The organism is Paraburkholderia graminis (assembly GCF_003330785.1).
Taxonomy (GTDB): domain Bacteria; phylum Pseudomonadota; class Gammaproteobacteria; order Burkholderiales; family Burkholderiaceae; genus Paraburkholderia; species Paraburkholderia graminis.
Window position 1 is genome coordinate 3,914,035 of record NZ_CP024934.1, and the last position, 25,773, is coordinate 3,939,807.

Consider the following 25,773-nt stretch of genomic DNA (forward strand, 5'->3'; position numbering starts at 1 on the left):
GCACGATGCGGGTAAACGCCTGCTGAACAGCGCGCCGCGCCTCTCGCCGCCGTCGAAAGCTTCCGTCTATAATCGTCCGTGGCTGATCAAGAACAAGAAGTTGCCGTCGCGCTGTACCGCTCACATACCCACGGAGACGAGACAAGCATGAGCGAAGCACCACACGGAGCCCCGATTAAAACCCCAGGACAGCTCATCGCCGCGGTCATCGCCGGGTTTGCTGTGCCGATCATCATCATCGTTCTGCTGGCTTACTACGTCGACAATTCGACGCGCACCGGCGCCGGCACCGACAGTCTCTCCGAAGCCGAAGTCACCGCCCGCATCAAACCACTCGCCCAGGTCGACGTTCGCGACGCCAACGCGCCGCGCGTCTACAAGACGGGCGAGGAAGTCTACAAGGCGGTCTGCTCGGCGTGTCACGCGTCGGGCGCAGCGGGCGCGCCGAAGTTCACCAACACGGCCGACTGGGCGCCGCGGATCTCGCAAGGCTTCGACACGTTGCTGCATACGGCGCTCGCCGGCAAAGGCGGAATGCCCCCGCGCGGCGGCACGAGTCCCGACGATTACAGCGACTTCGAGATCGCCCGCGCGGTTGCGTACATGGCGAACAACTCGGGCGCGAGCTTCCCTGAACCGGCGCAACCGGCATCAGGCGCCGCGGCGGCGTCCGCTGCGACGGCTGCGACCGCGGCTTCCGGTGCGGCGGCAGGCGGCGCGTCCGACGCAGGCGCGGCTCAGGCCGCCGCAGCGATGGCCGCCATGGCGAGCGTTCCGCAAACCGCCGCGGCGCCCGCAGCCGGCGCGACGCAAAGCGCTGATGCATCGCAAGCGGGCAAGGCCTTGTATCAGCAGGTTTGCCAGGCATGTCACGCGGCCGGCGTGCTCAACGCACCGAAGTTCGGCGACAAGGAAGCGTGGGCGCCGCGCCTGAAGGAGCCGATGGACACCGTGTACAACTACGCGCTGCACGGCAAGGGCGCGATGCCGCCGAAAGGTGGATCGAATGCGTCGGATGCGGACGTGAAGGCCGCCGTCGATTACATGGTCAGCTCCGTGAAGTAACGCACCGAACAGCTTCGCGGCTTTTGCCGCGCCACGAAAATCCCTGCACCGCGTGCACCTACGCGGGCAGGGGTTTTTTCATGCGGCGGCGTTGTTCAAAACCAAGCGGTCAAGCGTCCGCGCCCGGGGCGGGACGGCTGAACGCCTCGACGAATGCGAGCCTCGGCGCACTGCGCGCATGCCCCGCAAAACGCGCGTGCAACTCGGCGGGCGCGAGCCACGGATAACTCAAGCCTTCCTGCAACGCTTCGAGTAACGCGCCGTCGGCATCGGGCACGACGTCCATGCGCGCGATGTGGATATGAAAGCGGCTCACGGCGGGCGTGTCGTCGAAAGTCCATCGATACACGCCGTGCCCCACGCGCAATGCGCCGGCCGCCGGTTCGCGCATCAGCACGAGCCAGGGCAGCGGGTCGATCGCGCCGTCGCGCACCGTCAGCGAGTCGCACACGTAATACGTGCGGCATCGCGTGTAAGTCGCGCCGAAATCGGTGACGAGCGTTTTCGTGATCGCGTCGAGCCCGAGCGTGCGGGCGGGAAACGCGATCGTCGACGTGGCGAGTGAAATGGTGAGCTCGGCATCGGACGCGAATGCGTCGGCCATGCGCTGCGGGCGCGTATTGTCTTTTGCGTCGATGTAGGCTTCGAGCGCGCGAATGTAAGGCGCGTGCGGCGGCAAGGTCATGCGGGCGATCTCCGGTTGGCATGCTCGAAGGCGCGCGAGTAATGCGTCTAACGCGACCAACTAGCCGCGCCACTGTAGCGCGCGCATCCGCGAAACCAGCCGAAGCACCTTTGCTCAGCGTGGTCTTGCGGACTCACGATAGCAAGCCACGCCGCGCGTCATGGCTTCTGCAACAGCGCCTTCAAGCTCGCGAGCCGGTCTTTCGGCGACATCGGCGCTTCTTCGGGCGTCGGCGGCGGCGCATCGTCGAGCAGCATCTCGGGGATAAACCGCGACGGCTCGCACACCACCGTCTCTCTTGCGCGCTTGCGCTTCTTGCACCAGTTCAGATGCAGGCTACGCTGCGCGCGCGTGATCGCCACATACATCAGACGGCGCTCTTCCTCGATGCGCCCGTCGTCGATCGGCTCGTCGTCCGCGCCGCCGCGATGCGGCATGATGCCTTCCTCGACGCCCACCAGAAACACATGCGGATACTCGAGACCCTTCGACGCGTGCACGGTCGAAAGCCTGACCGCGTCCGGATCTTCTTCGCGGCCTTCGAGCATCGACATCAAAGCGACCGTCTGGATCAGACCGAGCAGATTCTTGCCGGTATCGGTGAGACCGTCGGCCGTGTCGTAACCGGTAGCTTCGCCATTCGCCGACCCAGCCGATCCCGAATCGCCCGGCTCAGCCTTCGTGCCCTTGCGCTTTAACCATTCGATGAACTCGAGCACGTTCTGCCACTTCGCCTGTGCCTGGCGTTCGTCGAATGCATCGTAGAGATACGCTTCGTAGTGGATCGCGTCCATCAACTCGTCGAGCAGCGTGCCGGCCGCATCTTTTTCGGCGCGGTCGGTGAGGCGCTGCATGAAGTCGCAGAACGCGCGCATCGGTTCGATCTGACGCGGCGACAGGCGCGCCTCGATGCCGCCCATGTACACGGCCTCGAACAGCGACACCTTCGCCTGGCCCGCGAACGACCCGAGCGCTTCGAGCGTCGTATTGCCGACGCCACGCCGCGGCGTGGTGATCGCGCGGATGAACGCGGGGTCGTCGTTCGCGTTGGCGATCAGGCGCAGATATGCGCAGATGTCCTTGATCTCGGCCTTATCGAAAAACGACTGACCGCCCGACAGCACATACGGAATCCGCTCGCGGCGCAGCACCTGTTCGAAGATGCGCGCCTGGAAATTGCCTCGATAGAGAATCGCGTAATCGCGGAAGTTCGCGCGCCGCTCGAACTTGTGCGCCGACAGACGAAATACGACGGATTCGGCTTCGTGCTCCTCGTCGTTGCAACCAGTCACCGTGATCGAATCGCCCATGCCGTGCTCGGACCACAGCTTCTTTTCGAAGAGCTTCGGATTGTTGGCGATCACATTGTTCGCGGCCGTGAGAATGCGCACCGTCGAACGATAATTCTGCTCGAGCTTGATCACATGCAGCTTCGGAAAATCCTTGCCGAGCTGCGCGAGATTTTCGAGCGTCGCGCCGCGCCAGCCGTAGATCGCCTGGTCGTCGTCGCCCACGGCCGTGAACGCGGCGCGCGGGCCGGCGAGCTGCTTCAGCAATTCATACTGGCATGCATTGGTGTCCTGATACTCGTCGATCAGCAAATAACGCAGCTTGTTTTGCCAACGGTCGCGCACCTGCTCGTTCTTCGCGAAGAGTTCGGCGGGCAAGCGGATCAGATCGTCGAAATCCACTGCCTGATACGCGTGCAGCGTCGCCACATAGTTGCGATAGACGATCGCGGCCTGATGCTCGTCTTCGTTCGCGGCAATCGCCATCGCCTCGTCGGGCATGATCAGGCCGTTCTTCCACAACGAAATGATCGACTGGATCTTGCGGATAAAGCCCTTGTCCGTCGAGCCGACCTGTTCCTGGATCATGCCAAAGCAGTCGTCGGAATCCATGATCGAGAACTGCGGCTTCAGGCCGACGTGCTCGGCTTCCTGCCGCAGAATCTGCACCCCGAGCGAGTGGAACGTGCACACAGTCAACTGATTGACGGGCACCTTGCGGCCTTCCTTGCCGGGCGTCGTGAGCGTCTTGCCCTGGAGCAGCTTGCCCACGCGCTCGCGCATTTCCGCGGCGGCCTTGTTGGTAAAGGTGACGGCCGCGATGTGGCGCGGCTCGAAGCCCTTCGCCTCGATCAGGTGCGCGATTTTCTGCGTGATCACGCGCGTCTTGCCGCTGCCTGCGCCGGCGAGCACGAGACACGGCCCGTCGAGATAACGGACCGCTTCACTTTGAGCGGGATTGAGGCCTGCGGACATCGTCTGTAGATGGGGTGTTGCGGTTGAAATGCGGCTGCGAGGACGCGGCTATGAAAGGCGCGGCCCTCGGGGAAACGCGCCGTTAAAGCGGCGCTCACGGCGCCGCGGCACAGTCTTGCAGCAAGTCGCGAAGCGAGCGGAGTGGCCGCCCGGCGCGCGCTGCGACATACGCGCCGCGCGTGATCTGAAGCCGGTCGACGCGCCCAGGTTCGCGCGAGAGGAGCGATGCTAACACGGATGAAATCGGCGGATAAATTCGGCCGACGAATCGCATCGGGCACACGGCCGCCACCAGCCAGCGCGAAAATCTCACGCGATTCGCCGACGCTCCGTCGCCGCGCGCCCATGCCACAATGACGGCGTTGCGCGCCGCCGCCGCGGTGGCAAAGCGGCGCGCCGTTTTTGCAGGAAGACACGCATGTCCGCATCGCTGAAAATGGGATTGATGGGTTACGGGTTCGCCGGCGCGACCTTTCATGCGCCGGTGATCGCGCACTGCGGCCGCGCGAGCGTCGCGGCTATCGCCACTGGCAAGCCCGACGCCGCGCTCGCCGACTATCCGCACGCGAAAGTCGTCGCCGACCTCGACGCGCTGCTTGCGCTCGACGACATCGACTGCGTCGTGATCGCCACGCCGAACGACACGCACTTCGACCTCGCGCGCCGCACGCTGGAAGCGGGCAAGCACGTCGTCGTCGACAAACCGGTGACGCTCACCGCCGCAGACGCGCACACGCTCGCCAACATCGCGCTCGCGCGGGGCAAGCTGTTCGTGCCGTTTCACAACCGCCGCTGGGACGGCGATTTTCTGACCGTGCGCGATCTGCTCGCGAGCGCCGAGTTGGGGCGCGTCACGCACTATGAATCGCATTTCGACCGCTTCCGGCCCGAAGTGCGCCAGCGTTGGCGCGAGGAAGCGTCGCGCGGCGGCGGTCTGCTGTTCGACCTCGGGCCGCATCTGATCGACCAGGCGCTCGCGCTGTTCGGCGCGCCGCAGACCGTGGCGGCAACGGTGCGCACGCATCGCGATCAGGCGAGCGCACCCGACTACGTGCATATCCAGTTGGGCTACGGCGCGTTCGAAGTCGTGCTGCATGCAAGCGCGCTGACGGCGATCGTCGCGCCGCGCTTCGTCATTCACGGCACGCGCGGCAGCTACGTGAAATACGGGCTCGACACGCAAGAGGACCAGTTGAAAGCGGGCCTGCGTCCGGGCGACGAGGGCTTCGCCGCCGGCAACGCGGCAGGCACGCTGCGGGTGCTCGACGGCGATCGCGAAGCAGAGCGGGAAGTGCCGACGCGCAATGGCGATTACGCGGGCTTCTATATCGCGCTCGCCGACGCGATTCAACACGGCGTGAAGTTCCCCGTGAGCCCGCAAGACGCCGTCGATGTGATGACGATCATCGAACTCGCGGCGCGCAGTTCCGACGAAGGCATCCGCTTGCCGTTCGAACGCATTCGTTAAACGCCCAGGCCGGCGCGAAGCGAAGCATCTCGCACCTCGCGCCGGCAAACCTCGACAGGCGACAGGCAAGCGACCGGCAGCCGACTGACAAAACCGCAAGCAATATAACGTTACAAATCGGCCGGCCTTTGGGGTCAGCGTGAGCGAGCCGTGATCCGTTGCTACGTGGGTAGCATCGCAAAACGACAACGACTTCACGGAGAGTCCATGCCACGTATCATCCGCGCGCTCGCCGCATGCGCATTGCTCAGTTCCCTCGCCGCCTGTGTGGTCGCGCCGCAGCCCGAACCGGCGCCGCGCCCGAACCCGCAGCAGATTGCCGACAAGCGGCTGCGTCAGGTCGACGGCCGCATCGACAACCTGAGCCGCCGTATCGACAATCGCGTGAATCAGGGCTATTACCCGCCGCCGCAAGGGGGCGAGCTGCATCATCGGCTCGAGGTGATCCGGCGTGAAGCGCACGACATGGCCGCGCAGCACGGCGGCGGTCTGTCCGCCGACGAACAGCGCGTGCTCAACGAGGAACTCGACGGCGCTGCGCGCGCGATCGGCGAATGACGGCGAGCCGGCGCTAGATGCCGGCTCCAGGCCGCTCCCAAAGGCGGCGCACCAGCCCTTCTGCGGACACGCCCTTTATTTGACAAGCCTCCGGGCCTCGCGTACATTCGCCGCACGCGTCGGGAGAGCGCGCTGGCCGCTGAATTCGCAGGCCGCGCCGCCGAAGGGGCACACCCGGAAACTCTCAGGCAAAAGGACCGACCGCGTCGAAAAACTCGCGCCCACGTAACAGCCAGGCAATACGCTGGCAAACATCGAGGCGCGGTTTTTCGCACTCTGGAGAGCGGCAGTAGCCGTCTGCGTCGCACACGCCGCGCAGACCCGGCAAGCTGCCCACCGAAGGGGCGCGCGTTCACCGTGGCGAATCCATATCGCCACGGCAGCGCAATCTCTCAGGTATCGAGGACAGAGGGGCCATGCAGCACCACGCTCGCCGCTAAAGGCGCGAGGCGCGGCGCCGCATGGCCTTTTTTGTTTCGCGAGACGCCCGAGGCCCCATGACCGAACTCAAACACACTCCGCTCAACGCCACCCATCGCGCGCTGAATGCCCGCATGGTCGATTTCGGCGGCTGGGACATGCCCGTCAACTACGGCTCGCAGATCGACGAACACCGCGCGGTGCGCACCGACGCGGGCATGTTCGACGTCTCGCACATGTGCGTCGTCGATTTCACCGGCGAGCGCGTGCGTGCGTTCTTCGAATACGCGCTGGCCAACAACGTCGGCAAGCTGCAAACACCGGGCCGCGCGCTCTACTCGTGCATGCTGAACCCCGACGGCGGCGTGATCGATGATCTGATCGTCTATTACTTCGGCGAAGATCATTTCCGCGTGGTCGTCAACGCGGGCACCGCCGACAAAGACATCGCGTGGTTCAATCAACTGAACGAAGGCGGCTTCGGCCTGACGATCACGCCGCGCCGCGATCTCGCGATCGTCGCCGTGCAAGGTCCGAACGCACGTGAGAAGGTCTGGCAGACGGCGCCCTCCCTCCGCGCCGCCACTGAGGCGCTGAAGCCCTTCAACGCCGCGCGCATCGAAACCGCGCCGTTCGGCGAGCTGACCGTCGCCCGCACCGGCTACACCGGCGAAGACGGCTTCGAGATCATCGTTCCTGCGGACCACGTGGTTGCGCTGTGGAACGCGCTGCAAGCGCAAGGCGTGCGCCCCGCCGGTCTCGGCGCGCGCGACACGCTGCGCCTCGAAGCCGGCATGAATCTGTACGGCCAGGACATGGACGACAACACCTCGCCGCTCGACGCCGGTCTCGCGTGGACGGTCGACCTCGCTTCGCCGCGCGAATTCGTCGGCAAAAGCAGGCTCGAACTGGACGGCTCGAAGGCCGCATTCGTCGGCCTGATCTTGCGCAAGGAAAACGGCAAGGCCGCAGGCGTGCTGCGCGCGCATCAGAAGGTCGTCACGCCGCACGGCGAGGGCGAAATCACCAGCGGCACATTTTCCCCGACGATGCAGGAATCGATCGCCTTCGCGCGCGTGCCGCAAGGCGTGCAGCCGGGCGACACGGTTCATGTGCAGATTCGCGACAAATCCGTTCCTGCAAGCGTGGTAAAACTGCCGTTCGTGCGCAACGGCAAAGTGCTCGCGGCGGCCTGAGCCTCCGCAAGCCACCGGCGCGCGCGTCCCTTATCCAGTCACTACCGAATCACACCGCATAGGAGCATCCGATGAGCATCCCGGCCGATCTGAAATACACCGAATCGCACGAATGGGTCCGCACCGAAGCGGACGGCACGCTGACGGTCGGCATTACCGACCATGCGCAGGAAGCGCTCGGCGACATCGTCTTCTTCGAAGTCCAGGAACTGGGCAAGACCGTGACCGCCGGCGACACGGTCGCGGTGATCGAATCGGTGAAAGCCGCGTCGGACATTTACGCGCCGGTCTCGGGCGAAGTGATCGAAGCGAACAGCGCCGTGTCCGACTCGCCGGATTCGGTCAACAGCACGCCGTACGAAAGCTGGCTCTTCAAGATCAAGCCGGCCGCGGACGCCACGCTCGACCGTCTGATCGACGCCGACGCGTACACGAAGTCGATCGGCGCCTGATTCACCTCTCGTCTAACCGTCAGGTGCGGCGCGCCCTTCGCGCAAGGACAGTCGCACCGCCAGGAACACCATGAAGCTCGAACACCCGGATCGTCTGATGAACCGCACTCCTCTCTCGCTTGCCGCGCTCGAAGTGCATGACGCCTTCGCCGAACGGCACATCGGCCCGGATGCGGCCGACCAGCAGGCCATGCTCGAAGCGTTGGGCTTCGCGTCGCGCGCCGCGCTGATCGACGCCGTCATTCCGAAGACGATCCGCCGCACCGAGCCGCTGCCGCTCGGTCCGTTCACGCAACCGAAAAGCGAAGCGGAAGCGCTCGCCGCATTGCGCGAACTCGCGGACAAAAACCAGGTGTTCCGCTCGTACATCGGGCAGGGTTATTACAACGCGCACACGCCGACGGTGATCCTGCGCAACGTGCTCGAAAATCCGGCCTGGTACACGGCGTACACGCCGTATCAGCCGGAAATCTCGCAAGGCCGACTCGAAGCGCTGCTCAACTTCCAGCAGATGGTGATCGATCTGACGGGGCTCGCGATTTCGAACGCGTCGCTGCTCGACGAAGCCACCGCCGCAGCCGAAGCGATGACGCTGCTGCAACGCGTCGGCAAGCCGAAGTCGAACGTGTTCTATGTCGCCGACGACGTGTTGCCGCAAACTGTCGAAGTGATAAAGACGCGCGCAACCCCGGTCGGCATCGAAGTGAAAGTCGGCCCCGCAGATGAAGCCGCGAACGCGAACGCATTCGGCGTGCTGCTGCAATATCCGGGCGTGAACGGCGACGTGCGCGACTACCGCGCGCTCACCGAAGCGATCCACGCAGCGGGCGGCCACGTGGTGGTCGCCGCCGATCTGCTCGCGCTGACCGTGCTGACGCCGCCGGGCGAGTGGGGCGCGGACGTGGCTGTCGGCAACACGCAGCGCTTTGGCGTGCCGGTTGGCTTCGGCGGTCCGCACGCGGCGTATCTCGCCGTGCGCGACGAATTCAAGCGTCAGATGCCGGGCCGTCTCGTCGGCGTGACCGTCGACGCGCAAGGCAATCCCGCGCTGCGTCTCGCGCTGCAAACGCGCGAACAACATATTCGCCGCGAGAAGGCGACGTCGAACGTGTGTACCGCGCAAGCGCTGCTCGCGATCATGGCGAGCATGTACGCGGTTTATCACGGCCCGCGCGGCCTGAAGACCATCGCGTTGCGCGTGAACCGCATCGCCGCATTGCTCGCGGAAGGCGCGAAGCAGCTCGGCTACACGCTCGTCAACGAAACGTTTTTCGACACGCTCACGTTCGACGCGGGCGCGCGCACGCAGGCGCTGCACGACGCGGCCAACGCGAAGCGCATCAACCTGCGCCGCGTGAGCGGTACGCAAGTCGGCGTGTCCATCGACGAAACGACCACGCGCGCCGATCTCGCCGATCTGCTCGCGGTGTTTGCGCAAGCCGCCGGCGCGCGCGATGTCCCGCAAGTCGACGCGCTCGACTCTGCGCTGACCGCGTCGAACACCGCATCGGTGCCGGCATCGCTCGAACGGACGAGCGCGTACCTCACGCACCACGTGTTCAACCGTCATCATTCGGAAACGGAAATGCTGCGTTATTTGCGCAGCCTGTCGGACAAGGACCTCGCGCTCGACCGCTCGATGATTCCGCTCGGCTCGTGCACGATGAAGCTAAACGCGACCTCGGAAATGCTGCCGGTCACGTGGCCCGAGTTCGGCCAGATTCATCCGTTCGCGCCCGCTGAGCAAACCGTCGGCTACCGCGAAATGATCGATCAGCTCGAAGCGATGCTGGTCGCGGCAACCGGCTATGCAGCCGTGTCGCTGCAACCCAACGCGGGCTCGCAAGGCGAGTACGCGGGCCTGCTGATTATTCACGCGTACCACGCGTCGCGCGGCGAAGCGCATCGCAATGTCTGCCTGATTCCGGCTTCGGCGCACGGCACGAACCCGGCTTCGGCGCAAATGGCGGGCATGCAGGTCGTGGTGGTTGCGTGCGACGCGCAGGGCAACGTCGACATCGAAGATCTGAAGAAGAAAGCCGATCAGCACGCCGACAAACTCGCGGCGATCATGATTACGTATCCGTCGACGCACGGCGTATTCGAGGCGAACGTGCGCGAAATCTGCGAGATCGTGCATGCGCGCGGCGGCCAGGTCTATGTGGACGGCGCGAACATGAACGCGATGGTCGGCCTGACGGCGCCGGGTCAATTCGGCGGCGACGTCTCGCACCTGAATCTGCACAAGACGTTCTGCATTCCGCACGGCGGCGGCGGCCCCGGCGTCGGTCCGGTCGCGGTCGGCGCGCATCTCGCGCAGTTCCTGCCGAACCAGATTTCGTCGGGCTATGAGCGCGCGCCGAACGGCATCGGCGCTGTGTCGGGCGCACCGTACGGCTCGGCGTCGATCCTGCCGATCTCGTGGATGTACATCGCGATGATGGGCGCGAAAAACCTGACCGCCGCGACCGAAACCGCGATCCTCAATGCGAACTACGTCGCGAAGAAACTCGCGCCGCATTATCCGGTGCTGTATTCGGGCCCCGGCGGACTCGTCGCGCACGAATGCATTCTGGATTTGCGTCCGATCAAGGAAACGAGCGGCATCACCGTCGACGACGTCGCGAAGCGCCTCGCGGACTACGGCTTCCATGCGCCGACCATGAGCTTCCCGGTGCCGGGCACGCTGATGGTCGAGCCGACCGAATCGGAATCGAAGGAAGAACTCGACCGTTTCATCGAAGCGATGATTGCGATCCGCGAGGAAATTCGCGCGGTGGAAGAAGGCCATTCGGACCGCGAAGATAATCCGCTGAAGCACGCGCCGCACACGGCCGCAGTGGTGATCGCCGACGACTGGAAGCACACGTATGCGCGCGAAACGGCCGCGTATCCGCTGCCCACGTTAATCGCGAAGAAGTACTGGCCGCCGGTCGGCCGCGCGGACAACGTGTATGGCGATCGCAACCTGTTCTGCTCCTGCGTGCCGGTCGCCGATTACGAGTAAGCGTTGCCTTCGGCGCGCGTTACCCGTGCTGATAGACGGGCGGCGCGCGCTTCTGTCGCTCCAGGCCGCAAACGGCTAACATCACACACCAAATCAGCCCAACGAGGAGTTTCGCATGGTGCGAAAGGTGCGATTGATGCAAAGCCTGGCCAAAGCGACGCGCATTCATATGCGGCGGCAAGCGGGCGCCATGCTGTTCGCCGGCGCCGCCGCGTTGCTGCCGCTGCGGCACGCGTACGCCGCAATGAATTTTTGCGCGGCGCCCGCGTGGCAAACCAGCGAGCGCACGAACGCCGATCCCGGCGTGAAGGCGTTGGTGAGCAATGTGCAGGCGCATCTGAACGACCGGCCGCACGCGCAGGCCAAGCTGCACACCGAAGGCACGCTGCCGCACGAGGGCATTTACGATCAGAGCGTCGAGGCGGAAAAAGATCTGGACTTGCTGCGCGACGCCGCGCTCGCGTGGCGCGCAACGAGCGACGACCGCTATCTCAAGCTCGTCGATCGCTTGCTGTACGCGTGGGTCACGACTTATCAGCCGAGCTTCAATCCCATCGACGAAACGCATTTCGAAGGGCTGATTCTCGCGTACGACATGACCGCGAGCGCGCTGCCCGTGAAAACGCGCAATGCGTCGATGGCGTTTCTGACGAAGCTCGCGAACGGCTATATCGCGCAGATCGACGAGCAGCCGCGTCCATTGAAAGGCAATTACCGGAACAACTGGCAAAGCCACCGGATCAAACTGATTGCAATGGCCGCCTTCACGCTCGACAACCGCAAGATGATCAACGCGGCGCAGCGTCTCTTTGTCGAGCATGTCGGCGACAACATCGAGCCGAATGGTTCGACCGTCGATTTCGCCGAACGTGATGCGCTGCACTACGTCACTTACGATCTGCAGCCGCTGGTCACGGCCGCCGTTGCGGCGCGCCGCCACAACCGCAACTGGCTGCCGGAGAAGGGCGCGAACGGCGCGTCGCTGCAAGCTGCCCTCAACTGGCTCGCGCCGTATGCGGCCGGCAGCAAGACGCACGAGGAATTCGTGCATTCGAGCGTCGCCTTCGACGCCAAACGTCGCGAAGCCGGCTTGCCCGGCTACTCGGGTCAATGGGACCCGAAGAACGCGACGGAGCTCTTTCATCTGGCGGCGCGTCTCGACGGACGCTATACGCCGATCGCGCTGCAACTTGCAGCAACGCCGCCCGCATGGCTTGCCGTGTGTTTGCCGATGCCGGCGCGCTAAACCAACATTTCATCAGCAGGGAGCAGTCAATGGCAGTCAGTGTGTTCGATCTCTTCAAAATCGGCATCGGTCCGTCGAGCTCGCATACGGTCGGGCCGATGCGCGCGGCGCTGATGTTCGCGCAAGGGCTCGAACGCGACGGGCTCCTTGCGAACACGGCCTCGGTGAAGGTCGATCTGTACGGCTCGCTCGGCGCGACGGGCAAAGGTCACGGCACGGATCGCGGCGTGATGCTCGGTCTGATGGGCGACGCGCCCGACACAGTGAATCCCGACACGATTGCAGAGCGACTGGAAGCCGTGCGCAGCACGCGCAAGCTGGCATTGCTCGGCACGCATGAAATCCCGTTCGTGCAGAAGGACCACATTTCGTTTTACCGCCAGGCGCTGGCCGAACATCCGAACGGACTCAAGCTGCGCGCGTTCGACGCAAACGGCGAGACGTTGCGCGAATCGACGTATCTGTCGGTAGGCGGTGGATTCGTTGTGACGGCCGGCGCGCCGAACACGAAAGTGCTGGCTGCCGTCGATCAATTGCCGCACTCGTTTCGCAGCGGCAACGAGTTGCTCGCGCTGTGCGAATCGACCGGTAAAAGCATTGCGCAATTGATGTGGGACAACGAGCGCGTCTGGCATACCGAAGAAGAAACGCGCGCGGGCCTGCTGAAAATCTGGAACGTGATGCAGTCGTGCGTGTCGCGTGGTTGCGGCATCAACAATCCCGACGCGGACGGCAATCTGCCGGGCCCGTTCCAGGTGAAGCGCCGCGCGCCGCAGCTCTATCGTGCGCTGTCGGGCAACCCTGAGCTGGCGTTGCGCGATCCGCTTTCGATGGTCGACTGGATCAACCTGTATGCGATCGCCGTCAACGAGGAAAACGCCGCGGGAGGGCGCGTCGTCACCGCGCCGACCAACGGCGCGGCGGGCATCATCCCGGCCGTGCTGCATTACTACACACGCTTCATGCCCGGCTCGAATGAGCAGGGCGTGATCGACTTCCTGATGACCGCGGCGGCTATCGGCATTCTGTACAAGCTGAACGCGTCCATTTCCGGTGCCGAAGTGGGGTGTCAGGGCGAAGTGGGCGTCGCGTGCTCGATGGCCGCGGGCGCGCTCGCTGCGGTAATGGGCGGCACGCCGAGGCAGGTCGAGAACGCGGCCGAGATCGGCATGGAACACAATCTCGGGCTCACGTGCGATCCGGTCGGCGGCATGGTGCAGATTCCGTGCATCGAGCGCAATGCAATGGCATCGGTGAAAGCGGTCAACGCGGCGCGCATGGCGTTGCGCGGCGACGGCAGTCACTACGTGTCGCTCGATTCGGTCATCAAGACCATGCGCGAGACCGGCGCGGATATGAAGACGAAGTACAAGGAAACCTCGCGCGGCGGTTTGGCGGTGAATATCGTCGAGTGTTGATGGGCGATTCGATGATCGCGGCGTATCGAAACGCGGGCTCTTCGGCCCGCGTTTTTGTTTGCGCATTCGCGGGGCCATGTCCGCGGCGTGACCATGCATTGCGCTGCGCCGTGACACTGCACACGCTGTCGGCGTAAGCTGTCGGGGCTCACTTGCACTCACTGCACTCACCGCACTCACTGCCTGGAGGCCCCATCGCAATGTCGCTGCCGAATGCTCCCGTTTCCGATTCTGCCGCCGCTCGAACGACCGGCGCGCGCCTCGTCGTCGATGCGTTGCTCACGCACGGTGTCGAGCGCGTTTTCTGTGTGCCCGGCGAGAGCTTTCTCGCGGTGCTCGACTCACTGCACGACGAGACCACGCGCATTCAGACGATTGTCTGCCGCCATGAAGCGGCGGCCGCGAACATGGCCGAAGCGGTCGGCAAGCTGACCGGCCGGCCAGGCGTCGCGCTCGTCACGCGGGGACCCGGCGCGACGCATGCGTCCATCGGCGTACACACCGCGTTTCAGGACTCGACGCCGATGATTCTGCTGATCGGCCAATGCGCGCGCGAGCATCTCGACCGCGAAGCGTTTCAGGAGATCGACTATCGGCGCATGTTCGGTCAGATGGCGAAATGGGTTGCGCAGATCGACGATCCGAAGCGCATTCCCGAGTATCTGAGTCACGCGTTTCACACGGCGACATCCGGGCGTCCTGGACCTGTCGTGCTGTCCTTGCCCGAAGACGTGCTGAGCGATGCATGCGACGCCGTGCCCGGCGCGCCGGCTTATCAGCGAGTGGCGGCGTCGCCGTCGGCGGCACAGATCGACAGGCTTCGCGAACTGCTCGAGCGCGCGCAACGGCCAATGGCCATTGCGGGCGGCAGCGGCTGGACGTCTCATGCATGCGCGGACCTGCAACGCTTCGTCGAGAACTGGCAATTGCCGGTTGGCCTCGCGTTCCGCTTCCAGGACACGCTCGATAACGAGCATCCGAACTATGCCGGCGATGTCGGGCTCGGCATCAATCCGGCACTCGCGCAGCGTATCCGCGATGCCGATCTGCTGCTCGTGCTCGGGCCGCGACTCGGCGAGGCGACGACGAATGGCTACACGCTGCTCGACATTCCGAAGACCAAGCAGACGCTGGTTCACGTTCATCAGGGCGCGGAAGAGTTGGGACGCGTTTATGCGGCCGATCTGCCGATCGTCTCCGGCATGCCGGAACTGACGGCGGCGCTGGCGGCCTTGAAGCCGTCGGCCGAAACACTCGCATGGAGCGGCGCGGCGGACGAAGCGCATCGCGCGTATCTGGAGTGGCGCAAGCCTCGCCCGATTCCCGGCGATGTGCAGATGGGCGAAGTCATTCAACAGTTGCGCGCGCATCTTCCTGACGACGCGATCCTGACCAACGGCGCAGGCAATTACGCGACGTGGCTGCATCGGCACTTTTCGTATCGGCACTACCGCTCGCAACTTGCACCGACGAGCGGCGCGATGGGCTACGGCGTGCCTGCGGCGATCGCGGCGAAGTCGCTCTATCCGCAACGCGCGGTGGTCGCGCTGGCCGGCGACGGCTGCTTCATGATGGCTGCGCAGGAACTCGCGACGGCGATGCAATACGACTTGCATGTGCTTTTCATTGTCGTGAACAACGGGCACTTCGGCACGATCCGCATGCATCAGGAACGGCATTATCCGAACCGCGTGCATGGCACCGGGCTCACGAATCCCGACTTCGCGGCATTCGCGCGATCGTTCGGCGCACACGGCGAAACGGTGGAACGTACCGAAGATTTTCTGCCGGCGTTGCAGCGTTCATTGGAAGCGAAGCGCGCGGCGGTAATCGAGGTTCGCATGCCGCAGGAAGCGAGTACGCCAGGCGCGACGCTCGAGCAGATTCGGGAGCAGGGGAGGAAATTGCGCGGGGAATAGAGAAAGGCCCCGCCTGTAACCCATAAAAAAACCCCGCCGAAGCGGGGTTCTCACAACGTCACAGCAAGCTGCAAAAAGTAGCTTACTTGCCGCCCACGCTTTGCAGCGTCGTCCACTTGCCGTCGACAACCTTGTACAGCGTGATGCCGCCGTTCTTCAGGTCACCCTTCGCATCGTACGAAAGGTTCGACGACGTCACAGCCGGCATCGACGTCTGGGCCAGCACCGGCAGGTACTTCGCCGGATCGGTCGAATTCGCCTTCTTCATCGCGGCGAACATCGCCATTGCGCCGTCGTATGCGTACGGCGAGTACGTTTGCACGTCTTCGTTGAAACGCTTCTTGTACTTCGCGACGTAGTCCTTGCCGCCCGGCATTTCTTCCAGCGGCAGGCCGGCGAGCGATGCCACCGTGCCGTTCGCCGCGTCGCCCGCGATCTTGATGAACGTCGGCGTGTGGACCATTTCGCCGCCCATCAGCGGCGCCTTGATGCCGAGCGCCTTCATCTGCTTGACCATCGGCGCTGCTTGCGAATCGGCGCCGCCGTAATAGATCAGATCCGGGCTGACCGACTTCACCTTGGTCAGGATCGACTTGAAGTCCACGGCCTTGTCGTTCGTGAATTCGCGATCGACGATCGTGCCGCCCGCAGCCTTCGCCGCCTTCTCGAACTGATCGGCGAGACCCTGGCCGTAAGCCGTGCGGTCGTCGATGATCACGATCTTCTTCACGCCCAGCGTCTTGACCGCGAACGCGCCGGCAACCGAACCTTGCTGCGTGTCGGACGTCATCATGCGGAAGGTGGTCTTGAAGCCTTGCTGCGTGTACTCAGGTGCCGTCGCCATCGCGATTTCGGGAATGCCCGCGTTCGCGTAGATGCGCGATGCCGGGATCGTCGTGCCCGAGTTGAAGTGGCCGAGCATGCCCTTGATGCCGTCGTCCACGAGCTTCTGCGCGACGGTCGTGCCGGTGCGCGGGTCAGCCTGGTCGTCGGCGGCGTCGAGCACGAAGCGAACCTGCTTGCCGCCGATCACCGGCTTCGTCGCGTTCATGTCTTCGACCGCCAGCGTGATGCCGTTCTGGAAGTCCTTGCCGTAGTGCGCCTGCGCGCCCGTCATCGGGCCGGCGAAACCGACCTTCACGTCTTCCGTCGATTGAGCGTTGGCCGTCCCCGCCACCGACATCGCCGCAACCAGCGCTGCGCCTGCCAGCAGTGTCATCTTGTGTTGCATATCTTCTCCTTGGTACCAGGTGTGGATGGAGCGGTTTCCGGGATCGCCGTTACCGCTTCCGTTTTGATGACCGCCCCCAAATCCTGGCGCTTCGCACCAGGCCCCCCGAGGGGGTGCAAGAAAACTTGGGGCGGCCCGGCGTTTTCCTGCGCGATCGATGAGGTTCGCTCAACCGATCGTCATCAAATTCGCATTACCGCCGGCGGCTGCCGTATTCACGCTGACCGAGCGCTCCGTCAACAGACGTTCGAGCGCGTAGTCTTCGTCGCCGTTTTCGAGCGCGCGTGACGCGACGCCTTGCACCGATACGATCGGTCCCGGGCGCTTCGCCACTTCCTTCACGAGCGTGAGCAGTTCGTCGCTATCGCCTTCGAACAGGACCGCGTCGAACGGCGTGTCGGCATTCTTGCGCACGCTCGCATAAGACTTCAGCGACGCCGGCAGTTGCGCGACCAATTGTTCACCAGCGGCGCCTTCGAACAGCGCACGATTTCCCGTAGCCAGCACGGCCGCGAACTGCACGCGCGCGCCGCTTGCCGTCGAAGCGATGCACAGCACCGTGCCGCGTGCGCCCAGCGTGTACGTGTTGCGCTCGCCGGTCGGTCCGGTCAGCACCGCCGTTGCACCGGCCGGCATATGCGACAGATAACCGTCGCAGCGCGCGGCCAGTTGCGGCTCGCGTTCGGCGATCAGCCAATCGCGCAGCGCCGTCAATGCAGTCAGCGCGGCCGACGGATTGTCGCTGTTTTCCGCGCGTTGCGGTACATCGGCGACGAGCGCCTGCGCGAGCGAGTTCGGCAAACCAGCGGGGCGCTTCGCGAGCAGACGCTGCAAATACAGCGCGCCGCCGGCCTTCGGACCCGTGCCCGACAAACCTTCGCCGCCGAACGGCTGCACGCCGACCACCGCGCCGATCACGTTGCGGTTCACGTAGATGTTGCCGACATGCGCGCGGCCGATCACATGCGCGATGGTTTCGTCGATTCGCGTATGGATGCCGAGCGTCAGGCCGTAGCCGGTTGCGCGGATCTGTTCGAGCAGGGCGTCGAGTTGGCTGCGGCGATAACGCACCACATGCAGCACCGGGCCGAACACTTCGCGCTTCAATTCGTCGATGCTGTCGAGCTCGATCAGCGTCGGCGGGACGAACGTGCCTTGCGCGCAATTTTCCGGCAGCGGCAGTTGTTCGACCTTGCGGCCTTTTTCGCGCATCGCGGCGATGTGCGCGTCGATGCCGCGCTTCGCTTCCACGTCGATCACGGGGCCGACGTCGGTCGACAGCCGGTCCGGATTGCCGACCGTCAGCTCACGCATGGCGCCCGTCAGCATTTCGAGCGTGCGGTCCGCGACGTCGTCCTGCAAGCACAGCACGCGCAGCGCGGAGCAACGTTGGCCGGCCGAATCGAACGACGACTGCATCACGTCCGCGACCACCTGTTCCGCGAGCGCCGACGAATCGACGATCATCGCGTTCTGACCGCCCGTTTCGGCGATCAGCGGAATTGGCTTGCCTTCGGGATCGAGGCGGCTCGACAGCGTCTTGTTGATGAGACGCGCGACTTCCGTCGAGCCGGTGAACATCACGGCACGCGTGCGCGCATCGGCGACGAGTGCGGCGCCGACCGTTTCGCCGTCGCCCGGAAGAAGCTGAACGGCGCCCGCGGGTACGCCTGCTTCGCGCAGAATCCGCACGGCTTGCGCGGCGATCAGCGGCGTTTGCTCCGCGGGCTTCGCGAGCACCGTGTTGCCGGCTGCGAGCGCGGCGGCGACCTGACCCATGAAAATCGCCAGCGGAAAATTCCACGGGCTGATACAGACAACCGGCCCGAGCGGACGATGCGTGTCGTTCGAAAACTCGCTGCGAATCTGCGTCGAGTAGTAACGCAGGAAGTCGATGGCTTCGCGAATCTCCGACACCGCGTTCGCGAGCGACTTGCCCGCCTCGCGCACGACGAGACCCATCAGCGTATGCATCTGCGCTTCGAGCAGATCGGCGGCGCGCGCGAGGCAATCGGCGCGCGCTTCGACGGGCGTCGCCTGCCAGATCGGCGCGGCGGCGACCGCGTGCGCCAATGCGGCGCTCACGTGTTCGGCGCTCGCTTCGACCACCGTGCCGACCAGATCGCGATGATCCGCGGGATTGCGCACGTCGCGTGCGTTGCCCAACGCGATCTGATCGTCGGCCAGCATCGGCGCGGCGCGCCACGGATGATTCGCGCTCGCCAGCAGCGCCGACGACAGCGACGCGAGACGATGCTCATTCGACAGGTCGAGGCCCATCGAATTGAGACGCTCGGTGCCATACAGGTTGCGCGGCAGCGGAATCTTCGCGTGCGGCGCGCCGAGCGGGACGATCTTCGACGCCTCTTCGACCGGATCGGCGATCAGGTCCTCGATCGCGACGTTTTCATCGGCGATACGATTCACGAACGACGTGTTCGCGCCGTTCTCGAGCAGACGGCGCACGAGATACGCGAGCAGCGTTTCATGCGTGCCGACCGGCGCGTAGACGCGGCACGGACGATTCAGCTTGCCTGCGGAAACCGGACCCGTCACTTCCTCGTACAGCGGCTCGCCCATGCCGTGCAGACACTGGAACTCGTACTGGCCGGGATAGTAGTTGTTGCCCGCGAGGTGATAGATCGCCGACAGCGTATGCGCGTTGTGCGTGGCGAACTGCGGATAGACCGCGTCGGGCGCGCCGAGCAGCTTCTTCGCGCACGCGAGATACGACACATCCGTATAGATTTTGCGCGTGTAGACCGGATAGCCTTCGAGGCCGTCCACTTGTGCGCGCTTGATTTCCGTGTCCCAGTACGCGCCCTTCACGAGGCGCACCATGATCCGGTGACGGCTGCGGCGCGCGAGGTCGACAATGTATTCGATCACGAACGGGCAGCGCTTCTGATAAGCCTGCACCACGAAGCCGATGCCGTTCCAGCCGGCCAGTTCGGGATCGAAGCACAGCGCTTCGAGCAGATCGAGCGAGATCTCCAGACGGTCGGCTTCTTCCGCGTCGATGTTCAGGCCGATGTCGTAGCGGCGCGCGAGAATCGCGAGCGAACGCACACGCGGCAGCAGCTCGCTCATCGTGCGCTCCTGCTGCGAGCGCGAGTACCGCGGATGCAGCGCCGACAGCTTGATCGAAATGCCCGGCCCTTCGTAGATGCCGCGGCCGCCCGCCGCCTTGCCGATCGCGTGAATCGCCTGCTCGTACGACGCGTAGTAGCGCTGCGCGTCGGCCTCGGTCGTGGCCGCTTCGCCGAGCATGTCGTACGAGTAGCGGAAACCGCGCGCTTCGTACTTGCGGCTGTTCGCCAGTGCTTCGGAAATGTTCTCGCCGGTGACGAACTGCTCGCCCATCAGGCGCATCGCCATGTCGACGCCCTTGCGGATCAGCGGCTCGCCGCCCTTGCCGATCAGACGCGTGAGCGCCGACGACAAGCTCGTCTCGCTGTTGGTCGTCACGAGCTTGCCGGTAATCATCAAGCCCCAAGTCGCGGCGTTGACGAACATCGACGGAGCCTGGCCGACGTGCGATTTCCAGTCGCCCTTGCTGATCTTGTCGCGAATCAGCGCGTCGCGCGTGGCGCGGTCGGGAATGCGCAGCAGTGCTTCGGCGAGGCACATCAGCGCGACGCCTTCCTGGCTCGACAGCGAGAATTCGTGGATCAGTCCTTCGACGCCGCCACCCTTGCTCTTGCCGCGCAGCGTTTCGACGAGCTTGCCGGCGAGCGCCTGCACGTCGTCGGCGAGCTTGGCGGGCAGACGCGCCTGGCCGAGCAGGAACGGCACGCATTCCGGCTCCGGCCGACGGTAAGCCGCGGTGATCGCCGCGCGCAACACCGATTGCGGCTGCACGTTCTGCGCGAACTCCAGGAACGGATGCGCGGCGCCGTCTTCGTCATGCTCGACCGCCGCGCCGTCGCCCATCTCGGCCGAACCGGCCGCGCCCGACAGTTCCGGCGGCAATTGGCCTTGTTCGATCTTTTCGAGGTACGCGAAGATCGCCTGCTTGATCAGCCAGTGCGGAGTGCGTTCGAGGCGCGTAGCGGCATCTCTCAGCCGGGAACGCAGGAGGTCGTCGACCTTGACGCCAAGGGTGGTGCTAGCCATGTTTCCTTCTTCGGAGACCAGACGAAATGCTGGTGAAAGACTAAAAGTTGGCCGAATCGTACCCCTCTCAATAAAAAGGTGCAACCGCTGCGCCGGATTGGTTGCACCCGAGCGAAACCCTTATTCGACGCGGGTTTGCGGGCGGTGGCGCCGCAGCCGGCGAGCGCGGTAAGGATCGGTATTTTCCCTGGCGTCATTTCTTTTGCATCAGCCCTTATCAAACCGGACGGCGCGCCGTTAAAGAAGTCATAGCCGGCGCGACGCGATGGCGCGCCAACAACAACGGCACGGGGTTAAGGACAGCGAAATGGAAAAGTGGCTGGTCGTATTGGGCATCTGGGCGATGTGCGCAACCTGCGCTGTGCTGTTTATTCGCGGCGCCACGGGCGCGTCAGGCAAGCGCGAGCCTGCTGAAGGACGCGCGTCCGCCGGCGACGCGCAGGCTGCATTAAACGATTGAGCGAGCGCTCACTGCGCGGCGCGAGCGCGACGTGCCGGTGAGCGGCCGGCGCCGGAAGGCGAACGTGAAGAAGCGAACACCGTGAGAGCCACCATGCTTTGTTCCAGCGACTACAGATCTTCCGCGCGATACCGGCAACTGGCGGCGCGTGGCGCGCCGGTTTCGTCGCGGGCATCGGCGGTATTGGGGACGCGCACAGCGACGCGTGTCGCCGCTGCGGCTCCGACTCCCGCGGCGAGCTATTCGAATACGGTGCGAGCACGCGCCCGCACGGCGCGCAGCCGGTGTCGATACTGACGGTTGAGTCCGTCGCGCCTTGGGCTCAGATGTCGAGCGGATCGACTTCGAGGCTCCAGCGCAGCACGCCCTTCAAACCGCGCAGCAACGGTTGCCATGCGCGCAGCGTGGCTTGCAGTGCGGCGCGCGACGCGCTCTCGACAAGCAATTGCGCGCGATGCACATGCATCACCTTGACGATGGTGAGCGGCACCGCGTCGTAGACGGTCACGCGCTCGGCCGCCGGAATCCCCGCGAGTTCGGCGGCGGCCTGCTGGAGAAACGCAAGCGCGGCCTCGAGCGTGCGGCCCTCGGCGCGCAGCAGCGCCTGATAGACGAACGGCGGCAAGTGGGCGTCGCGCCGCTCGGCCAGCGTCGAATTGGCGAAGCCGACGTAATCGTGGCGCCCAAGCGCGTGATAAAGCGCGTGACGCGGATAACGCGTCTGCACCAGCACCTCGCCGGGCAAGCCGGCGCGGCCGGCTCGGCCGCTGACCTGCATCAGTTGCGCAAACAGGCGTTCGCTCGCGCGGAAGTCGTGCGAAAAGAGCGCGGTGTCGGCGTTCAGCACGCCGACCAGCGACACGCGCTGAAAGTCGTGCCCCTTCGCGATCATCTGCGTGCCGACGAGGATGTCGACCTCGCCGGCGTGCACATCTGAAAAAAGCGCTTGCGCGCTGCCTTTGCGGCGCGTGCTGTCGGCGTCGATGCGCAGCACGCGCGCCCCCGGCACCGCGCTCGCCAGCGTTTCCTCCACGCGTTGGGTGCCGCGGCCCATCGGCTCGATGTCGACATTGCCGCATTCCGGGCACGAGCGCGGAATGCGCGATTCCCAGCCGCAGTGATGGCAGCGCAGCGCGCGCTCGGGCTTGTGCAAAACGACGTAGGCGCTGCAGCGCGGACAACCGGCGACCCAGCCGCAGGCGTCGCACGCGAGCTGCGGCGCGTAGCCGCGCCGGTTCAGGAATACGAGACTTTGCTCGCCGCGCTCGAGCCGCGCTTTCAGCGCCGCGATCAGCGGCCCCGATAATCCTTCGACGGAAGCGCGTCCGCGCCGGCGTTCCTCTTCGAGATCGATCAGGCGCACGGTAGGCAGCACCGCATCGGCGACTGCGCGGCGCGATAACGTGAGCCGCTTGTAGCGTCCCTGATCGGCCTGCCACCAGCTTTCCAGCGACGGCGTGGCCGACCCGAGCACGACCGGCAAGCCAAGCTGCTTCGCGCGATAAATGGCGAGGTCGCGCGCCGAATAGCGCAGCCCTTCCTGCTGCTTGTAAGCGGGATCGTGCTCCTCATCGACGACGATCACGGCGAGCCGCGGCAGCGACGCGAGCACCGCGAGCCGCGTGCCCAGCACGATGCGCGCGCGGCCGGTGTGCGCCGCGAACCAGTTACGCGCTCGCTCGCCTTCGGCAAGGCCGCTGTGCAAAGTGACGATCGCCGTGTCGGCCAGCGCCGCGAAGCGGGCGCGAAAAGCCGCCTCGAATTGCGGCGTCAGATTGATTTCCGGCACGAGCACGAGCGCTTGCGCGTCCGCATTGGCGGCGAGAATTTCCGCGAGCGCGCGCAAATAGACTTCCGTCTTGCCGCTGCCGGTCACGCCGTGCAGCAGGAACGGGGCAAAACCGCGTGCGTCGCGAATCGCTTCGACGGCGGCGGCCTGCTCGTCGGTGAGCGTGGGGAGCGTCGGCGGCGGCGTGGCTGTGGATGTCAGGGCCGGCAGGACTGTGGCGGCATCGACAAGCTCAAGTGCAACCCAGCCTTCGGCCTGCCATGCGGCGAGCGTCGCGATGGCTTTTGGGTGCAGCGCGCGGGCGTCGGCGGCAGAGAGAAAGTCGTTGGCGGCGAGCGCCTGCGCCAGGCTTCGCAGCGCGGTGGCGCGCGCCGGCAAAGCGTCGGCCAAGGCCAGGTGGCCTTGCGGCGTCAGGCTGTAGCGCTCTTCCGGCGCGAGCAGCCGCGACCAACGCGACGCGTCGCGCAGCGCCTGCGGCAACGCCGGCAGCGCCACCTCGCCAAGACCGCGCTGGTAGTAGTCGGCGGCAAAGGCAGCAAGCCGGAGCCATTCGGCCGACAGCGGCGGACATGCGGTGCAGGCACCGTTCACCGCGCGCAAACGATCGGCGGGCACCTCGCTGTGGGCGGTCACTTCGCACACGAGCCCCACCGCGTCGCGCTTGCCGAACGGCACGCTCACCAGCGTGCCCGGCACGGCCGCCGTGGACATGTTCCAGCGGTAGTCGAAGAGGGTCGGCAGCGGGTGATCCAGCGCGACGCGAACGAACACGGCAGTAGTCATCGGCCAGCGTGGATTCTGGCGACGGCGAGCCGCGTCCCGGCACCGCGGTCCGCGCCCGGAATCGCCCGACGATGAGTTGCCCGCCCGAACTTAAAGTAAAACTTCAATTTCGGCGCTAAGTTTTGGATTCGGCTGAACAATTGCTGTCGACCCTGCACGCCTGTGGATAACTTTGTTGAGAACTTCGCTCCAACGGCCCGCAAACCGCGCCGCAGCGGCCTTCTGTGGGATTCCGCACATTTCTCGCGGAAGCCGCGAAACCCTTGCCAGACAAGGCTGAGATCAAATAAGCGGGCAACGCGCAAGGGTTCCGACACGACTAAAGCTTCTACCGCGCCGCAACGTGATCAATGTGTATAAGTCAAGTCTTGACAACTGCGAGAGTGCCTGCTGACGGCCCGCAACCCGCGAACTTTCCCTTAGTTGCAGAGCCCAGCGTGCTGCATCGCAGCAAAAAACGGTAGGAATTGCAACGTCAGGCGGGTGCATGCGCGCCGCTGCGAATCGCGCGGCTGTGGCGATGCACTTCGTCGACGAGTTCGGCGACATTTTCCGGCGGCGTGAACTGCGAGATGCCGTGGCCAAGGTTGAACACATGCCCCGGATGATTGCCGAAGCTGTCCAGCACGGCCCGCGCTTCCATGCGGATGGCGGCAGGCGGCGCGAACAAGACTGACGGGTCGATATTGCCCTGCAACGCCACCTTGCCGCCGACGCGCTCACGCGCGTTGCGCAGGTTGACCGTCCAGTCGAGGCCGACCGCGTCGACACCGGTCTCGGCGATTTCGTCGAGCCACAGACCGCCGCCCTTCGTGAACGTGATGACCGGCACCTTCTCACCGTCATGCTCGCGCTTCAACTGATTCACGACCTGCTGGATGTAGTGCAGCGAAAAGCGCTGATAGGCGCCGTCCGCGAGCGCTCCGCCCCACGTGTCGAAGATCATCACGGCCTGCGCGCCGGCTTCGATCTGCGCGTTCAGATACGCCGCGACCGAGCTGGCGTTGATCTCGAGAATGCGATGCATGAGATCCGGGCGCGCGTAGAGCATGGACTTGACGGTGCGGAAGTCGGCCGAGCCGCCGCCTTCGACCATGTAGCACGCCAATGTCCACGGACTGCCCGAAAAGCCGATGAGCGGCACGCGTTGACGGCCTTGCGCGTCCGTCAGCGCACGGCGAATCTCGCGCACGGCGTCGGTCACGTAGCGCAGCATGGCGTCGATGTCCGGCACGGCGAGGCGCGCAACGTCGTCTTCGGTGCGCACCGGCCGCGCAAATGTCGGCCCCTCGCCGGCGACGAACTCGAGGCCGAGGCCCATGGCGTCCGGCACCGTCAGGATGTCGGAGAACAGAATCGCGGCGTCGAGCGGATAGCGCTCGAGCGGCTGCAGCGTGACTTCCGTTGCAAAGGCCGGGTTTTTCGCGAGCCCGAGAAAGCTGCCTGCGCGAGCTCGCGTGGCATTGTATTCCGGCAGGTAGCGGCCAGCCTGCCGCATCAACCAGACGGGCGTGTAGTCGGTGGGCTGGCGCAGCAGCGCGCGCAGGAAAGTGTCGTTTAGGAGGTTATGGGCCACGTTGCGTGCGACTGAGGGCAAAGGGGCATTTTACCGGACGACGCCGCCGCATTCCGTCCAATGCGGGCAATAACTGCGGTGCGCGAGTTCAGGCCATTTTCGGCAGAAGGTCGCCCTACT

16 protein-coding genes and 2 riboswitches are annotated in these 25,773 nt (G+C 65.0%); of the genes, 10 read left to right on the forward strand and 6 right to left on the reverse strand.

Annotated features, from left to right (window positions below; genetic code table 11):
* Positions 1-147: 147 nt before the first annotated feature.
* The gene (locus CUJ91_RS17710; RefSeq protein WP_053858889.1) at positions 148-1,065 is read left to right on the forward strand and encodes a c-type cytochrome; all 918 of its coding nucleotides are present in this window, start codon (positions 148-150) and stop codon (positions 1,063-1,065) included.
* A gap of 109 nt (positions 1,066-1,174) precedes the next feature.
* On the opposite strand, the gene CUJ91_RS17715 is transcribed toward CUJ91_RS17710, so the two are convergent.
* Together CUJ91_RS17715 and CUJ91_RS17720 are read right to left on the reverse strand one after the other, a co-directional pair.
* Positions 1,175-1,750, reverse strand: a complete 576-nt coding sequence (locus CUJ91_RS17715; RefSeq protein WP_114156615.1) for a hypothetical protein — start codon at positions 1,748-1,750, stop codon at positions 1,175-1,177.
* Between the two features lie 158 nt (positions 1,751-1,908).
* A complete protein-coding gene (locus tag CUJ91_RS17720) occupies positions 1,909-4,014 on the reverse strand; it encodes a UvrD-helicase domain-containing protein (protein ID WP_114156616.1) in 2,106 nt (701 codons plus the stop codon).
* A gap of 418 nt (positions 4,015-4,432) precedes the next feature.
* On the opposite strand from CUJ91_RS17720, the gene CUJ91_RS17730 reads away from it, so the two are divergent.
* The 8 genes from CUJ91_RS17730 (at position 4,433) to CUJ91_RS17765 (ending at position 15,698) form a co-directional block, all read left to right on the forward strand.
* Positions 4,433-5,482 carry an oxidoreductase gene (locus CUJ91_RS17730; protein ID WP_114156618.1) on the forward strand — a complete coding sequence of 350 codons (1,050 nt, stop codon included), beginning with the start codon at positions 4,433-4,435 and terminating at the stop codon, positions 5,480-5,482.
* A 207-nt stretch (positions 5,483-5,689) separates the two neighbouring features.
* Complete coding sequence (locus CUJ91_RS17735; RefSeq protein WP_114156619.1) at positions 5,690-6,040, forward strand: hypothetical protein; 351 nt, start codon at positions 5,690-5,692, stop codon at positions 6,038-6,040.
* A gap of 110 nt (positions 6,041-6,150) precedes the next feature.
* A riboswitch (glycine riboswitch) is annotated at positions 6,151-6,250 on the forward strand.
* A 56-nt stretch (positions 6,251-6,306) separates the two neighbouring features.
* Positions 6,307-6,459, forward strand: a riboswitch (glycine riboswitch).
* Between the two features lie 78 nt (positions 6,460-6,537).
* Positions 6,538-7,656, forward strand: a complete 1,119-nt coding sequence (gcvT, locus tag CUJ91_RS17740) for a glycine cleavage system aminomethyltransferase GcvT (protein WP_114156620.1) — start codon at positions 6,538-6,540, stop codon at positions 7,654-7,656.
* Between the two features lie 71 nt (positions 7,657-7,727).
* Positions 7,728-8,108: a glycine cleavage system protein GcvH gene (gene gcvH / locus CUJ91_RS17745; protein ID WP_006050862.1), complete on the forward strand. Its 381-nt coding sequence runs from the start codon at positions 7,728-7,730 to the stop codon at positions 8,106-8,108.
* 70 nt (positions 8,109-8,178) lie between these two features.
* The gene (gene gcvP, locus CUJ91_RS17750; RefSeq protein ID WP_114156621.1) at positions 8,179-11,115 is read left to right on the forward strand and encodes an aminomethyl-transferring glycine dehydrogenase; all 2,937 of its coding nucleotides are present in this window, start codon (positions 8,179-8,181) and stop codon (positions 11,113-11,115) included.
* 115 nt (positions 11,116-11,230) lie between these two features.
* Complete coding sequence (locus tag CUJ91_RS17755; RefSeq protein WP_114156622.1) at positions 11,231-12,361, forward strand: alginate lyase family protein; 1,131 nt, start codon at positions 11,231-11,233, stop codon at positions 12,359-12,361.
* A gap of 29 nt (positions 12,362-12,390) precedes the next feature.
* On the forward strand, positions 12,391-13,779 hold the full coding sequence (locus CUJ91_RS17760; RefSeq protein ID WP_114156623.1) for an L-serine ammonia-lyase: 1,389 nt from the start codon (positions 12,391-12,393) through the stop codon (positions 13,777-13,779).
* Between the two features lie 200 nt (positions 13,780-13,979).
* Positions 13,980-15,698, forward strand: a complete 1,719-nt coding sequence (locus CUJ91_RS17765) for a thiamine pyrophosphate-binding protein (RefSeq protein WP_114156624.1) — start codon at positions 13,980-13,982, stop codon at positions 15,696-15,698.
* A gap of 82 nt (positions 15,699-15,780) precedes the next feature.
* Here the strand turns inward: CUJ91_RS17765 and CUJ91_RS17770 are convergent, their stop codons facing one another.
* The gene (locus tag CUJ91_RS17770) at positions 15,781-16,929 is read right to left on the reverse strand and encodes a branched-chain amino acid ABC transporter substrate-binding protein (protein WP_029971222.1); all 1,149 of its coding nucleotides are present in this window, start codon (positions 16,927-16,929) and stop codon (positions 15,781-15,783) included.
* Between the two features lie 168 nt (positions 16,930-17,097).
* The gene (gene putA, locus CUJ91_RS17775; RefSeq protein ID WP_114156625.1) at positions 17,098-21,045 is read right to left on the reverse strand and encodes a trifunctional transcriptional regulator/proline dehydrogenase/L-glutamate gamma-semialdehyde dehydrogenase; all 3,948 of its coding nucleotides are present in this window, start codon (positions 21,043-21,045) and stop codon (positions 17,098-17,100) included.
* Positions 21,046-21,352: 307 nt separating this feature from the next.
* On the opposite strand from putA, the gene CUJ91_RS34420 reads away from it, so the two are divergent.
* Positions 21,353-21,505, forward strand: coding sequence for a hypothetical protein (locus CUJ91_RS34420; protein ID WP_006050855.1), 153 nt, complete (start codon positions 21,353-21,355; stop codon positions 21,503-21,505).
* Positions 21,506-21,827: 322 nt separating this feature from the next.
* Here CUJ91_RS34420 and CUJ91_RS17780 read toward each other — a convergent pair whose 3' ends face one another.
* Both CUJ91_RS17780 and hemE read right to left on the reverse strand, forming a co-directional pair.
* The gene (locus CUJ91_RS17780) at positions 21,828-24,077 is read right to left on the reverse strand and encodes a primosomal protein N' (RefSeq protein WP_114156626.1); all 2,250 of its coding nucleotides are present in this window, start codon (positions 24,075-24,077) and stop codon (positions 21,828-21,830) included.
* A gap of 475 nt (positions 24,078-24,552) precedes the next feature.
* Complete coding sequence (hemE, locus tag CUJ91_RS17785) at positions 24,553-25,653, reverse strand: uroporphyrinogen decarboxylase (protein WP_114156627.1); 1,101 nt, start codon at positions 25,651-25,653, stop codon at positions 24,553-24,555.
* Between the last annotated feature and the right edge of the window lie 120 nt (positions 25,654-25,773).

Excerpts from the sequence above, each read along its gene's own strand:
- CUJ91_RS17710 (WP_053858889.1), top strand. The coding sequence starts at position 148 with ATGAGCGAAGCACCACACGGAGCCCCGATTAAAACCCCAGGACAGCTC.
- CUJ91_RS17715 (WP_114156615.1), bottom strand. The coding sequence starts at position 1,750 with ATGACCTTGCCGCCGCACGCGCCTTACATTCGCGCGCTCGAAGCCTAC.
- CUJ91_RS17720 (WP_114156616.1), bottom strand. The coding sequence starts at position 4,014 with ATGTCCGCAGGCCTCAATCCCGCTCAAAGTGAAGCGGTCCGTTATCTC.
- CUJ91_RS17730 (WP_114156618.1), top strand. The coding sequence starts at position 4,433 with ATGTCCGCATCGCTGAAAATGGGATTGATGGGTTACGGGTTCGCCGGC.
- CUJ91_RS17735 (WP_114156619.1), top strand. The coding sequence starts at position 5,690 with ATGCCACGTATCATCCGCGCGCTCGCCGCATGCGCATTGCTCAGTTCC.
- gcvT (WP_114156620.1), top strand. The coding sequence starts at position 6,538 with ATGACCGAACTCAAACACACTCCGCTCAACGCCACCCATCGCGCGCTG.
- gcvH (WP_006050862.1), top strand. The coding sequence starts at position 7,728 with ATGAGCATCCCGGCCGATCTGAAATACACCGAATCGCACGAATGGGTC.
- gcvP (WP_114156621.1), top strand. The coding sequence starts at position 8,179 with ATGAAGCTCGAACACCCGGATCGTCTGATGAACCGCACTCCTCTCTCG.
- CUJ91_RS17755 (WP_114156622.1), top strand. The coding sequence starts at position 11,231 with ATGGTGCGAAAGGTGCGATTGATGCAAAGCCTGGCCAAAGCGACGCGC.
- CUJ91_RS17760 (WP_114156623.1), top strand. The coding sequence starts at position 12,391 with ATGGCAGTCAGTGTGTTCGATCTCTTCAAAATCGGCATCGGTCCGTCG.
- CUJ91_RS17765 (WP_114156624.1), top strand. The coding sequence starts at position 13,980 with ATGTCGCTGCCGAATGCTCCCGTTTCCGATTCTGCCGCCGCTCGAACG.
- CUJ91_RS17770 (WP_029971222.1), bottom strand. The coding sequence starts at position 16,929 with ATGCAACACAAGATGACACTGCTGGCAGGCGCAGCGCTGGTTGCGGCG.
- putA (WP_114156625.1), bottom strand. The coding sequence starts at position 21,045 with ATGGCTAGCACCACCCTTGGCGTCAAGGTCGACGACCTCCTGCGTTCC.
- CUJ91_RS34420 (WP_006050855.1), top strand. The coding sequence starts at position 21,353 with ATGGAAAAGTGGCTGGTCGTATTGGGCATCTGGGCGATGTGCGCAACC.
- CUJ91_RS17780 (WP_114156626.1), bottom strand. The coding sequence starts at position 24,077 with ATGACTACTGCCGTGTTCGTTCGCGTCGCGCTGGATCACCCGCTGCCG.